The 13,380-nt window shown below is 67.8% G+C and carries 11 protein-coding genes; 7 read left to right on the top strand and 4 right to left on the bottom strand.

Annotated features, from left to right (window positions below):
- Window positions 1-4: 4 nt before the first annotated feature.
- Window positions 5-964 (bottom strand): Dyp-type peroxidase, encoded by a 960-nt coding sequence (locus tag N1027_RS17025; RefSeq protein ID WP_259509385.1) that lies wholly within the window; start codon window positions 962-964, stop codon window positions 5-7.
- Window positions 965-1,088: 124 nt separating this feature from the next.
- On the opposite strand from N1027_RS17025, the gene N1027_RS17020 reads away from it, so the two are divergent.
- From N1027_RS17020 to ppk2, 5 genes are all read left to right on the top strand, one after another.
- Window positions 1,089-1,688 carry a PadR family transcriptional regulator gene (locus N1027_RS17020; RefSeq protein ID WP_259509383.1) on the top strand — a complete coding sequence of 200 codons (600 nt, stop codon included), beginning with the start codon at window positions 1,089-1,091 and terminating at the stop codon, window positions 1,686-1,688.
- Window positions 1,689-1,821: 133 nt separating this feature from the next.
- On the top strand, window positions 1,822-3,372 hold the full coding sequence (locus N1027_RS17015) for an MFS transporter (protein ID WP_259509381.1): 1,551 nt from the start codon (window positions 1,822-1,824) through the stop codon (window positions 3,370-3,372).
- Between the two features lie 72 nt (window positions 3,373-3,444).
- Window positions 3,445-3,627 (top strand): hypothetical protein, encoded by a 183-nt coding sequence (locus N1027_RS17010; RefSeq protein WP_259509379.1) that lies wholly within the window; start codon window positions 3,445-3,447, stop codon window positions 3,625-3,627.
- Between the two features lie 2 nt (window positions 3,628-3,629).
- The gene (locus tag N1027_RS19975; RefSeq protein WP_284439056.1) at window positions 3,630-6,590 is read left to right on the top strand and encodes a helix-turn-helix transcriptional regulator; all 2,961 of its coding nucleotides are present in this window, start codon (window positions 3,630-3,632) and stop codon (window positions 6,588-6,590) included.
- A gap of 302 nt (window positions 6,591-6,892) precedes the next feature.
- Complete coding sequence (gene ppk2, locus N1027_RS16995; RefSeq protein WP_372499759.1) at window positions 6,893-7,837, top strand: polyphosphate kinase 2; 945 nt, start codon at window positions 6,893-6,895, stop codon at window positions 7,835-7,837.
- On the opposite strand, the gene N1027_RS16990 is transcribed toward ppk2, so the two are convergent.
- Window positions 7,774-8,784 carry an alpha/beta fold hydrolase gene (locus N1027_RS16990; protein WP_259509377.1) on the bottom strand — a complete coding sequence of 337 codons (1,011 nt, stop codon included), beginning with the start codon at window positions 8,782-8,784 and terminating at the stop codon, window positions 7,774-7,776. The genes ppk2 and N1027_RS16990 overlap by 64 nt on opposite strands.
- A 242-nt stretch (window positions 8,785-9,026) precedes the next feature.
- Between N1027_RS16990 and N1027_RS16985 the strand changes: the two genes are divergently transcribed.
- Complete coding sequence (locus tag N1027_RS16985; RefSeq protein WP_259509375.1) at window positions 9,027-10,805, top strand: cell wall-binding repeat-containing protein; 1,779 nt, start codon at window positions 9,027-9,029, stop codon at window positions 10,803-10,805.
- 7 nt (window positions 10,806-10,812) lie between these two features.
- On the opposite strand, the gene N1027_RS16980 is transcribed toward N1027_RS16985, so the two are convergent.
- Window positions 10,813-11,115, bottom strand: a complete 303-nt coding sequence (locus N1027_RS16980; protein ID WP_259509373.1) for an acylphosphatase — start codon at window positions 11,113-11,115, stop codon at window positions 10,813-10,815.
- Window positions 11,116-11,219: 104 nt separating this feature from the next.
- Between N1027_RS16980 and N1027_RS16975 the strand changes: the two genes are divergently transcribed.
- Complete coding sequence (locus N1027_RS16975) at window positions 11,220-11,957, top strand: Pr6Pr family membrane protein (RefSeq protein ID WP_259509371.1); 738 nt, start codon at window positions 11,220-11,222, stop codon at window positions 11,955-11,957.
- Here the strand turns inward: N1027_RS16975 and N1027_RS19970 are convergent.
- On the bottom strand, window positions 11,866-13,380 hold the full coding sequence (locus N1027_RS19970; protein ID WP_308199806.1) for a flavin monoamine oxidase family protein: 1,515 nt from the start codon (window positions 13,378-13,380) through the stop codon (window positions 11,866-11,868). The two genes, N1027_RS16975 and N1027_RS19970, sit on opposite strands and share 92 nt — an antisense overlap.

Genomic DNA, 13,380 nt, shown 5'->3' with positions numbered 1-13,380 from the left:
CCAGTCAGGAGTCGCCGAGCGATTCCAGCATGTCGGCCGACGGGATGAAGAAGGTCGACCCGGTCACGGCGCGCGAGAAGTCGAGGATGCGGTCGTAGGAGCCCACCGGGTCGCCCACGAACATCCGTCGCAGCATCTGCTCGATCACCCACAGCTCGCGCGCGTAGCCGATGAAGTAGGTGCCGAACTCGCCGACGCCGGGTCGACCGAAGGGCATGTTGTCGCGCAGGATGTCGTGCTCCTGCCCGTTCGCGTCGACGATGGTGTTGAGGGTCTTGTGCGATTTGCGGTCGTGCGGGCCTTCGTCGAGTTCGACGTTGTCGGCCTTGGTGCGACCGATGATGTGCTCCTGCTGCTCGGTGGTGAGCAGCCCCCAGGCGTCGAGGTCGTGCAGGTACTTCTGCACCACCACGTAACTGCCGCCGGCGAACTCCTCGTCTTCGTCGCCGACCAGCGACCAGTACGCCATCGACGAGCCCGTGGGGTTCTCGGTGCCGTCGACGAAGCCGAGCAGGTCGCGCGAGTCGAAGTAGCGGAAGCCCTGCACCTCGTCGACCACGGTCACGGCGTCGCCGAGCTTGCCGAGGAGCAGACGCTCCAGCTCGAACGCGAGGTCGGTGCGCTCGGCGCGGATGTGGAAGAGCAGGTCTCCGGGGGTGGCCACAGCGGTGTGCACCGGCCCGCGCAGCTCGAAGAAGGGGCGCAGCTGGGCCGGGCGGGTCGGGTGCCCGAAGCGATCCCACGCGTCGGAACCGATGCCGACGTTGCACGAGAGGTGCCCGTTCAGGTCGCGGAAGCCGACGGCGCGCACCAGCCCGCCGATGTCGGAGACGATGTCGCGAACCCGGTCGGCGGCATCCTGCCCGTCACGGATGGTGACGGTCAAGAAGATCGCCGACGTCGACAGGGGAGCGTTGACGCTCTGCGGCTCGATGGTGGTGCGGTCCCAGGCATCCTCGTGCATGCAGCGATTCTAAACGTTGCCTGTGAACGATATATCGGAGACTTGACATTCCTGAATTGAGCGATATATCTTTAACACATCGCGTAACACTCGCGACACAGACTCTGACAGAAAGGATGCTCCCATGCGAGGCATTCACGACACCACAACCATTCACGAACACCACAGCTGGCAGCGCGGCCCCCACGGGCACGGCGGCCGCGGCGGCCGGGGCTTCGGTCCCGGTGGCCCCGGAGGCCCCGGATTCGGCGGCTTCGGCCCCGGATTCGGTCCGCGCGGCCCGCAGCGGGCGAGCCGCGGCGACGTGCGCTCCGCCATCCTGTCCCTCCTCTCCGAGGCTCCGTCGAACGGCTACGGCCTGATCAAGGCGATCGCCCAGAAGACCGGGGGAGTGTGGCGCCCGAGCCCCGGCTCGATCTACCCCACCCTCCAGCAGCTCGTCGACGAAGAGCTCATCGTGTCGACCGGAGACGGCCGGCGCACCGAGTTCGAACTGACGGATGCGGGCAAGGCCTACGTGGCCGAGCACCAGGAGGAGCTCACCAAGGCCTGGGAGGCCACGCCCGGCCAGTCCGCCGCCGACGCGGAGTTCCACGCGGCGGTCGCGAAGCTTATGGGAGTGGTGCAGCAGTTCCGCTTCGCCGCCACCGATGAGCAGCGCGCCCAGGCGACCGCCAAGGTCGACGAGGCCCGCCGCGCCCTCTACCTCATCCTGGCCGACTAACCCCGACACCCCCGGGTCCGATCCTCATCGCGACTCGCCGAAATCCGCCCTTCGAACCTCGGTTCGGGGGCGGATTTTGGCGTCTCGCGAGGAGGTTCACGGGTTGTTCACGCAGGCCGGGGAGGATGCGGACATGCCGGAGACCGCCATCGCGCGCCTGATCGACGGGCTGCGCTTCGGCAAGGCGCACAAGCGCGTCTGGCTGCTCTCCTCGCTCGGCATCATGCTCGACGGTTTCGACTTCTTCATCATGGGTGTCGCCCTGCCGCTGATCGTCGTCGACTGGTCGACGACGCCGCTCGAGACCGGCCTCATCAGCTCGGCCGCCATCATTGGCGCGATCGTCGGCGCGGCCGTGATGGGCCCCCTTTCCGACCGGATCGGCCGGCGGCTTGCTTTCCGCATCGACCTCATGCTCTTCGTGGTGTTCGCCCTGGCATCTGCTCTGGCTCCAGGCGTGTGGTGGCTCATCCTGTTCCGCCTGCTGCTCGGTGTGGGTGTCGGCGCCGACTACCCGATCAGCGCCAGCTACGTCTCGGAGATCGCGCCCGCCCGCCTGCGCTCGCGCCTCCTGATCGGCGCGTTCAGCTTCCAGGCCGTCGGCCAGCTGCTCGGCGCGGTGGTGGGGCTGTCAGTGCTGACCCTCGATCCGCATCCGGATGCCTGGCGGTGGATGCTCGCCGTCGGAGTGGTGCCGGCCCTCGTGATCGTGGTGCTTCGCCGCACCGTGCCGGAGAGTCCGCTCTGGCTGGCCTCGACAGCCCGCTTCGCCGAGGCGGCGGAATCGCTGCGCGTCTTCACGGGGCGCACGGTCACCGTCGAAGAGCTCACGGCGACCGGCCCGGAGGTCGTCGAGCTCGACGCAGACGGGACGGGACGGGAACACACCCCACCAGCGCTCACGGCGATCGAGCTCACCGGCGTCGCCATCGCGCGCGGTGAAGCGGCCGCCGTGCCGATGCCCGCGCCGATCATCACGGGCGTCCTGCGTCCGGCGGATGCCGAACCCGGCATCCCGAAGCGCTCGCTGTTCTCGAAGCGCCTGCGCCGCGCCACAGTGCTCACCAGCGTGCCCTGGTTCTTCATGGACATCGCGACCTACGGGGTCGGCGTCTTCACACCGACCATCATCGCCGCGATCGCCCTCTCCTCGAGCGCGAACTCGCAGTTCATCGCCGACGACATCACCTCCACCGAGGGCGCGGCCTTCCTCGACCTCTTTCTCGTGCTCGGCTTCGCGGCGGCGCTGTTCCTGGTGCGGCGGCTCGGCATGATCGTGCTGCAAGTGGCGGGATTCGTCGTGATGGCCCTCGGGCTCGCCTTGCTCGCCGTCACCAACCTGCTGCCGCAGGACACCCCCACGCAGCTCACACTGGTCTTCGTCGGCTTCGCCGCGTTCAACCTCTTCATGAACGCCGGTCCGAACTCCACCACCTTCGCCCTGCCGACCCTCGCCTTCGACTCGCTCACGCGCGGTGCGGGCGCCGGTTTCGCGGCGGCGAGTGGCAAGGCCGGCGCCGCGCTCGGCACCTTCCTCTTCCCCCTGGTGCAGGCCTCGCTGGGCCTGGCGCCGACGCTCCTGATCATCGCGGGCGGATGTCTCGTGGCCGCAGTCGTCACCCTCGCACTGAGGCGCGTGGTCGCACCCGGCCTACCCGCCCTCCGCGCCTCAGGGAAGGAATAGGGCATCTTCCCGATGTCCGGCCTCCGCCTTAGAGAGGAATCTCGAACCATCGAGAGACCAACGGAGGACACCATGTCGATGACCGAGTTTTCGTTCAGCTGGCTGAACCAGGCGCACGAAGAGCAGCTCACGCGGGAACTGGAGTTCCGGCGCGTCGCCGCCGAGCGGGCGGAGCAGCAGGTTACGGCTCCGAGCGTTCCCCAGCGGGTCGGCCGCTGGCTTCGACGGATGTCGGTGGCCGGTGGCACGATGTAGGTATGCAGACGACGAGCCCCTTGCTCATCGGCCGCGAGAATGACCTCGACTCCTTGCGCACCGCGGTGCGGGAGAGCAGAACGGGGTCGACTCGTGCGGTCGTCGTCAGCGGCGAGGCCGGCATCGGCAAGACCCGTCTCGTGGCCGAATTCCTCAGCCACGTTCCGACCGAATCGATCGTGCTGCGCGGTCAGTGCATCGACCTCGACCGGGATGCTCCGCCCTACGCTCCGATCGTCACGCCGTTGCGTGCGCTCATGGCCGAAATCGGCGAGGCCGCGATTCTCGAGGCCACCGGCTCGGCTGCGAGCCTCTCGCGCGACGCGCTGGCCATCCTGCTGCCTGAACTGGCCGAGACGGATGCGCCGGAGGCGCAACGCCGCGGCGGCCCCGACCGGTTGTACGACGCCGTGGCCACCGTGCTCGAGAACGTGTCGCGAACACGGCCGATCGTGCTCGTGATCGAAGACCTGCACTGGGCCGATCAGGCGTCGTTGGGTCTGCTCCGCTTCCTCCTGCGGGTGGTCGAGGAATCGCGCATCCTGTTCGTGCTCACCTTCCGCAGCGACGAGCTGGGCCGCGGGCATCCGCTCCGGGCCTGGCTTCCCGAGCTCGACCGCAACCGCCGGGTGTCCCGGCTCGAACTTCCGCGCCTGAACCGCCGTCAGGTGCGCCAGCTCTCCACCGCCCTGCTCGGCACGCCGCTCGACGCGCACGACCTGGGCATCGTGTTCCAGCGCACCGACGGGGTGCCCTTCTTCATCGAAGAAATTCTCGGCTGCGACTTCGAGACCGTCGAGAGCTTTCCCGACACACTGCGCGACATCCTGCTCGCGCGCTACGAAACCCTCAGCGAACCCACGCAACGTATCCTGAGGCTGATCGCGGCGGGCGGTGTGCGCGTGGAGCACGAGCTGCTGGCCGACGTGAGCGACGCGGCGCCCGACGTCATCGACGACGCGGCGCGCGAAGCCGTCACGGCCCGCGTGCTGGTGGTCGACGACACCGGCTACTCCTTCCGGCACGCTCTCGTGCGCGAGGCCATCCACGACGAGTTGCTGCCGGGCGAGCGGATGCGCTTCCACACCTGCTACGCGCAAGCCCTCGAAGACCGGCAGGGTGCGCCGAGCGTCGACTCGACCGCCATCTCCTACCACTGGATGGCGGCGCACAACCTGCGCGCGGCGTTCACCGCGTCGCTCACGGCCATGGCGCAGGCCCGCGCGTCGTTCGCCAACTCCACCGCGGCGCGGATGGGCGAGCGCGCGATCGAGCTCTGGGAGCAGGTGCCCGACGCCGAGGCGCTGGCCGACCGCACGCGGGTCGAGCTGCTCGCCGAGACGAGCTACATCCTTCGGAATGCCGGAGAGAGTGAGCGCGCGATCGCACTGATCGACGAGGCGATCGCGTGTTCCTCGCCCGCCGAAGCCGACAGCTACGCCAAGCTCCTGCGCGACAAGGCGTCGTTCCTGGCCAACATCGGTCACACCGGGTCGATCGACCTCCTGCGCGAAGCGCTCACGGTGCTGGAGGGCCGACCCCGCAGCGTGTTGCGGGCCAACGTGCTCGGGGAACTCTCCGCACGCCTGATGCTCGAAGCGCTCTTCGACGAGGCGGTGGCGACGGCCGATTCGGCGTACGCCGAGGCCGAGGAGGTGGCTTCCCGGCCCAGGATGTCGGTGGCCGCGAACATCCGCGGAATCTCCCGACTCTCCCTGGGCGAGATCGAAGGCGGTCTCGCCGACCTGGCACTCGCCGGCGAACTCGCCGAGGGCAACGAGTCGGCCCGCCTGCGGTACTGGGTGAACGAATCCGACGCGATGAGCCTGCTCGGCCGCTTCGACGAGGCGATCCGCATCGCGGAGGCCGGAGCCGAGCGTGCCCGCCAGCGCGGTGTGGAGCGCACCTCCGGCGCGATGCTGATGCTCAATGTCATCGCCCCGTTGTTCTCGCTGGGCGAGTCGCGTCGGGCGAACGAGATGCTCGATCGCGCGCTCGAACTCGATCCGCCCATCGGTTTCAGTGCCCACCTGCAGCGGATGAAACTGCAGGCCACGGTCTGGTCGGGCGACACGGCTCTCGCCGAGAAGCTGCTGCGGGGCTGGCGCGCGCCGCTCAGCCTGCAACTGCGGATCGACGCGCAGTCGCGGCTCGGCCTCGGAGCCGTGGCCGGAGAGATCGCGCTGGCCCGAGGTAACGTGGCCGAGGCGTGGCGTGAGGTGAGCGTCATCCTGGCCCCCGAGCACCGCACCTTCCCGGCCCACGACCTGCCGCTGCTCGCGATCGCCGCGCGTGTGCTCGGCTGTGCGCGGGCATCCGGTGTCGATCTGGGCAACGGAGGCGACCCCGCAGGCCGCGATCTCGACGAGATCGAGCGTCGCCTGCGAGAAGCTCTCGCCCTCGTGGCCGACTGGCCCACGGCCGGCGCCTACGTCGCCCTCTTCGAGGCCGAATTGGGCGGTGCCGAGCGCGCGGGCAGCGACTGTGCGCTGTGGGCGGCCGCGGTCGAGGCGGCGGGATCGCCGATCGCGCCGGCTCAGCTCGAGCCTTACGCCCGCTATCGGCACGCCGAGGCTCTGGCGGCCGGCGGCGACCGCGCGGCTGCCCGACTGCGGGCCGACGAGGCGCGGATCGCCGCCCGGCGGATCGAGATGGGCATCATCGTCGACCGTGTCGACGACCTCGAGCGCCGGGTCGGTCTGGTGCGCATCCCGGGCGGTCGCGACGCAGTCGCCCAGCCCGCCGTGCGCTCGGTCGAAGACGATCTGACGGAGCGCGAGCGTCAGGTGCTCACGCTGATCGCCCAGGGCCGAAGCAACCGCCAGATCGCCGAGCAGTTGTTCATCAGCGCGAAGACGGCGAGTGTTCACGTCTCCAACATCCTGCGCAAGACCAACACCTCCTCCCGCACCGAGGCCGCGTTCCTGGCCCGCAGTTTCGAAGCGATCGAGAGCGACGCGTAGCCGTCTTAGACGCCCGTTCCGGCCTCCGGTGAAGATAGGGCATTCGCCCGATGAGCGCGAGACACCTCAGCGAGCAGTGTGTACTCACACCCACTCACCGGAGGCAAGAATCATGATCGTCTTCACCATCGCACTCGGCTCACTCGCTCTCTGGGGCGTCGTCGCCGCCGCTCGCGGACTCGTTCGCGACGGCTACCACCCCACCCCCACCCGCGCGCGTTAAGCATCCGTTCACCAGGCCGTCGACCATCGGTTCGCGCACTGCGCGAGACTCCGATACGCACCCGCGTGAAGGAGAACCGATGGCCCACGACGCCACGATCGCACAGCTCGACCTCAACGAGATGCTCGGCTACGCCGTGGTCGACGACGATGACGACGACCCGGTGCTGATCGACCGCCACGGCGCTGTCGTCGACACCTGGCGCGAGGGCTACCCCTACGCCGAGCGGATGGATCGCGAGGAGTACGAGGGCACCAAGCGCCTGCTCCAGATCGAGCTGCTGAAGCTGCAGAACTGGATCAAGCTCGAAGGCCGCCGCCTCGTCATCGTGTTCGAGGGCCGCGACGCCGCCGGCAAGGGCGGCACCATCAAACGATTCACCGAACACCTGAACCCCCGCGGCGCCCGGGTCGTGGCCCTCGAGAAGCCCACCGAGCGCGAGAGCACCCAGTGGTACTTCCAGCGGTACGTGCAGCACTTTCCCGCCGCAGGCGAGATGGTGATGTTCGACCGCTCCTGGTACAACCGCGCCGGCGTCGAACGGGTGATGGGGTTCTGCGACGACCGCCAGTACCAGGAGTTCCTGCAGCAGGCTCCGGCCTTCGAGCGGATGCTCGTGCAAGACGGCATCGATGTGGTGAAGTTCTGGTTCTCGGTCTCCAAGAGCGAGCAGCTCACCCGCTTCGCCATCCGTCAGGTCGACCCGGTCAGGCAATGGAAGCTGAGTCCGATGGACATCGCCTCGCTCGACAAGTGGGATTCGTACACGGTCGCCAAGGAGACCATGTTCGCCGCGACCGACACCGATCTCGCACCCTGGACCGTGGTGAAGAGCAACGACAAGAAGCGCGCCCGTCTGGAAGCCATGCGGCACGTGCTCAGTCTGTTCGACTACGCCGAGCGCGATGCCGAGATCGTCGGCTCAGCCGATCCGCTGATCGTCGGGCCGGCCGAGCGGGTCTACGAGCGGGGAGAGAACGAGTCGGCCAAGGCGTCGAGCACGGAGTACGGCGCCTCGATGTGACCGAAATGGCCGGCCGTGGTCAGCACGGCCGTGCTCGCGCCCCGGATGATCGTGCCGAGCATCCGGTCGTCCTCGACGGTCACGAAGGCGTCGTGCTCGCCGCGCACCGAGCGCACCGGGCAGGTGATCCGCCGCCAGTGTTCGACCGCCTCGTAGGCACCGGCCTGGCGGGAGGCGATCACGAAGGCCTCGGGTCGCACCTCGGCCGCCAACGCGTCGAGGATCGACCGGGGCACGAGCGAGGGATGCGCGAACAGCGGTGACACGACGGCCCGCAGCAACCGCGCGCGGTTGAGTGCTGCGAGGAGCACTGAAGCGGCACCGCCGAAAGGCGCGAACATCGCCATGACGGCCAGCAGGGCCGAGTAGGCGGGGAGCGATGCGAAACGGCGAAGCGGATGCGCGGCGGCGGCCATCACCGAGAACGTCGTCGGCGAGACCAGACCCACCGACCGGGTTCGCACGGGCTCGATCGAGGCCAGGTGCAGGGCGAGGAATCCGCCGAGCGAGTGCCCGACCAGGTTCCACTCGAGATAGCCGAGCGATCGCACCGCGTCGGCCACCGCCCGGGCATAGGCGTCGGTCGTGCGGGAGTCGCGACCGTTCCGCAACGGCCGATCAGGCAGAGGCGCACCGCCCCAGCCCGGCAGATCGACGAGCACGAGGTCGCCCACCTCTGCGCCGCGGCTGCGGGCTGCCTCCAGCAGCGGGGTCCAGGTCGACCACGACCCGGCAGCACCGTGCAGCAGCACGGTGGCGGTGGTGCCGGTGCGCGACGGACTGGTCCGCACCGCGAGGGGACCGAGCCGGGTGATCACCCGCCGGGTGGTGAGTCCGAGCAGCGCCGGGTCGGCGCGGAGCGGAAAAGGGGCATAGGGAACGGATCGGGAGTCGCGCGAATCGGCTGTGGGCGCGGCCGAATCGCGTGAGCGTGTGGGTGTGCTCATGCAAGTGTTTCGGAGACCTCAGGGCTCCGGATGGGATGGACGTATCATCAGAACTGAATTATGCTCGCTAAATGATCCGTTCTGGCGATAGAGCCCGCATTGCGTTCTCGCTCCTGGTGTGCTCGGGCCTACTGACGTCGGTGGCTGTCTCATCTGGTGCAGCCGCATCCACGGTGCCTCTGCCGGCCCGGTTGGCGGAAGTTGCTTCGGTGAATCCCGGGGGGTCGACCTTTATCAGCTCGATGGTGATCGACGAGATCAATCACCGCGGCTACGTGATCGATCGCGATCACAAGAGGATCGAGGTCTACGACGTCGCCAGAGACGACTTTGCCCTGGTCACGACGCTGGTGGCCGGCATCGACACCCCGGTGAGTCTCGCCATCGATGCATCAACTCATCGCCTTTATGTCGGCGAGGGCGTCCGCAACAAAGTCAGCGTTATCGACATCGACCCCGCGTCGACGACGGAATACACCGTGCTCCAGTCGATCGCCACGGGCGGGAGCTTTCCTTCGACGATCGCGGTTGATGACGCCGACACGATCTTCGTTGCCAATCGCGAGTCGAACGACGTATCCATCATCACGACGACGGATGCCTCGCATGTGCTCGTACCCGTCGGTAGAAGACCGACCGACTTGGTCGTAGATCGCGCGGCGCACGTGGCTTATGCCTCTAGCCGCCTCGATTCAAGCGTGACGATCGTGCGTGACGACGGTGCGGTGTCCAACGCTCCGTTGGCAGTAAGTCCGGTGAGACTCGAGTTTGCGGACGGCAAGCTTCTGATCGCAACGGAGTATCCAGCTGGTTCGTCGATCAAGGCCCATATTGAAAGTTTCGACTCGGGGTCCTGGGAGCGAGTCGCGAAGTCGCCCGATCTCTCGTCGGTGCCGACCGACTTAGCTGTCAGCCCCACCGGTGAGGTCTACGTCGTCTATCCCTCATCGGCACCGTCGAGCATCCAGATTCTCAAGGTTGAAACACTGGAGAGCGAGGGTGCCGTCGACTCTGGGCTCGACTATTCCGGCGTCACTGTCGAAATGGGAACGGACCGACTATTTGTCTCCGAGAACTACAACGTCGGAGGCGCGAAAGTCCAGATGTACGAGTCGCCCACTATCGGCAGACTCGGAGGAGCCGATCGTTTCGCCGTCTCCGCCGCGATATCGCAGTCGACTTTCACCCCGGGCGTTCCGGTCGCATTCGTGGCATCCGGTTCGGCATTCGCTGACGCGCTGTCCGGCTCAGCGGCCGCAGGCAAGAGGGGTGGCCCTGTTCTCCTTGCCGCGAAGGACAACCTCCCCCCGGTCATCTCGGCCGAGCTGATCAGATTGCGTCCGGCGAAGATCGTCGTGTTGGGCGGCACTGCGACTCTTGCGAATTCGGTTCAAACGGCGCTGACTGCCTATGCGCCCGTTGTCGAACGAATCGCCGGCGATGATCGGTACGCACTGTCGGCATCGGTTTCGGCGCAGATTTTCACTGCTGGCGTGCCCATTGCGTACATCGCATCCGGTGCAGTGTTCTCCGACGCGTTGCCGGGGTCCGCCGCCTCGGGCCACGAAGGCGGCCCTGTGCTCCTCGCCACCAAAGATGCCGTCCCCGATGCCGTCGCCGCCGAACTGTCTCGCCTGCAGCCTGGTCGCATCGTCGTGTTGGGCGGTACGAACACGATTGCCGATTCGGTCGTCGCCGCATTGCAGGACACCGCGCCGACGGTCCGAATCGCGGGAGCCGATCGATACGCCGTGTCGGCTGCCGTATCGGGGGCTGTGTTCCCGGCCGGCACCCGTGTGGTGTACGTGGCGTCTGGTGCTGTTTTCGCTGACGCGCTCTCGGGGTCTGCGGCGGCCATCGCGCGCAAAGGCCCGGTGCTACTCGTCACCGCATCCGCTATTCCTCCGGCAGTGGCGAGAGAACTGACACGCCTCGCTCCGACGAAGATAATCGTGCTTGGCGGCGCGAACACGGTAGCCGATTCCGTGCTTCGGGGGCTGACCGCCTTCCTTCGAGACTGAGGTCAGCTCAACGGCGGATCTCGAAGCCGGATGGCACGAACGGGCCGGATGCCTCCGTCGCGCCGCTCGCCTCGACCTCGACCTCGACGACCTCGACCGACGCGACGCCGGCGCCCGGCGGACCCGAGCGCATCCACTCGACCATCGCCTCGACCGTGCCCGCTTCGCCCTCCAACTCGGCGAGCACCGACCCGTCGCGGAGGTTCTGGACGTAACCGGAGATGCCGAGCGCGAGGGCGTGTTCGCGGGTCGCCCAGCGATAGCCGACCCCTTGCACCTCGCCTCGCACCACCACACGCCGATGTATCACCCTGAAATCCTGTCACGCGAGAGCGACTACCCTCGAAAGACGACCTCGTTCCGCGGGCGCACCCGCCGCGTGGAGCAGACCAGGAGCAGACGATCGGAGCCCGCGTGCGACGTGCCTTCGGTGTCGCGCGCCTCGCGGTCGCCGTGCTGGGCGCGATCGCGCTGATCTTCGACTTCGACTACGTGCTCGGATTCAGCACCTTCTCCACGATCAACTACTTCAGCTACTTCACCTTCCAGTCGAACCTCGTGAACGTGCTGGTGCTCGGCACCTCGGGCACGCTGCTGTTGGTGGGTCGGCGGGTGGGGCCGTTCCTCGTGAGCGTCCGGGCCATCATCACGACCTACGTCATCGTCTCCGGAATCGTGTTCGCACTGATCGTCTCGCAGGCGGGGAGTCACAACTACCGCATCGATGTGCCTTGGTCGAGTCAGATCCTGCACTTCTGGATTCCGGCGTTCCTGCTGCTGGACTGGATCATCGGGGTCGGCCGAGTGCGCATCCGCTGGCGCACGGCCCTGATCGCGCTGGCGTTCCCGGTGGTCTGGGGTGTCTTCACGCTCATCCGGGGATCGATCGTGCGCTGGTACCCCTACTTCTTCCTCGACCCCGATCAGGTGAGCGGGCCGGGTGAGTTCGCGCTCTACTGCGGCATCGCCATCGGGCTGTTCGCCGGCATCCAGGCGGGCCTCGTGGCACTCACCCGGCTGCGTCCGATCCTGCCCCGCGGTGAACGCACCGATGAGCGACTCAGGGCACGACCGTCGGGGTCGGCGAGGGCGTTGCGGTCGAAAGTGATGGGTCGACGAACGGAACAAGCGTCTGCAATGCCGCCTGGATGAAGTCGTCGTCGTTCTGTTTCAGCGTCACCGGCACGTCTTCGGCCGCGGTCAACCCCACCAGGATGGGCTGACCGGTCGACGGCAGCAGGTTGATCCACTCGGCGATCTCGGAGGTCTCGTCGACGACGGAGAGCACGGTCGCGTCGGTCGACCAGAACGGCTCGTCGAACCGGAGCCAGAGCTGCTCGAGGGTTCCCATGCCGAGCGCCTCGATCGACGTCGTGGTCGCGGTGGGCAGAGCCGGGTCGAACTCGATGGTGCCTGCTTGTAGCACCCCGATCGGTACGGTGACCACGACCCGGTCGACCGACAACGACTCGCCCGTGCCGAGCCGAAGACTCACCCCGTCGTCGTCGTAGGCGATGCGGATGACGATGCTCGACAACAGCACGTCGAGGTCGTCGAGCGCGTTCTCGACCACCGATTCGAGTCCACCCACCACGAGTGAGCTGCCCGCGGCGAGCCCGGTGCGGTCGAGGCCGTAGCTCGCCGAGAGCCGGAACGAGTTCGCGCCGTATTCGCTCGCGATCGCCGTTTCGAGGTAGTGCGCCAGTTCATCGCTGGGGGAGACACCGTCGGCTGCGGCAGTGGTGGAGAGCCCGGATGCCCCGGATGCCGAGAGTGCGCTCGCGAGGGAGTTGTCAGTCGATTGCGCCCGGGCCCAGTCCACTGCGGTGGTGACGGCATCCGGCCCGACGTTCGATGGCGGCACCACTACCCCGTCGATCGTGCGGGTCTCCCGAGTCGCATCGAGGGAGATGGTGCCCACGGAGTTCACCCGCAAGAGCTGATCGAGCGTGTCGCCGGCGACGGATGCCGCGCCGAGCTCCACCGGAAATGGCCACGAGTCGTCGTTCCGGGTGTCGATCCGGCCGCCGACCCGGTCGCGGGCCTCGACCACCACCACGTCGAATCCGGAGTCGGCCAGCGCGCGCGCGGCAGTCGCGCCCGCCATCCCGGCACCGATCACCGCGATCCGTTCCTCGGGCCGGGCGAGCGCTGACACGCGACCGGCGACGGCCGTTCCGGACGCCTCGGCGCCGATCACCGTGCCGGGGAACTCGCTGGAAGCCGCCTCGCCCGCGAAGAACACGCGACCGGCGACGGTGTCACGAAGCGTCGCGCGGTCGGCCGGCGTCGCGCCCACGGGCGTCATGCTGAACGAGCCGAGCGAGTACGGGTCGGTGGCCCACGCGCTCCGCAAGAAAGAGGCCGGACGGGGAACGGGTGAGGGCGGGATCGACGTGGTGGTGACCGTGGGGGTCGGCGGCGTGGGCTTCGGGGGTGTGCACGCGCTGAGCGCGGCGAGCGAGGCTGCGGAGATCGCCCCAGCCAGGAAGGTCCGTCGCTCGATTGCCAATTCTGCGGTGCCGTTTCGGTCGGGGGTCGCGGGGATGCCGATACGGGCAGGCCCTACCTCCAC

Source organism: Herbiconiux aconitum (assembly GCF_024979235.1).
Lineage (GTDB): Bacteria > Actinomycetota > Actinomycetes > Actinomycetales > Microbacteriaceae > Herbiconiux > Herbiconiux aconitum.
This window is presented reverse-complemented; position numbering and strand designations above follow the sequence as displayed.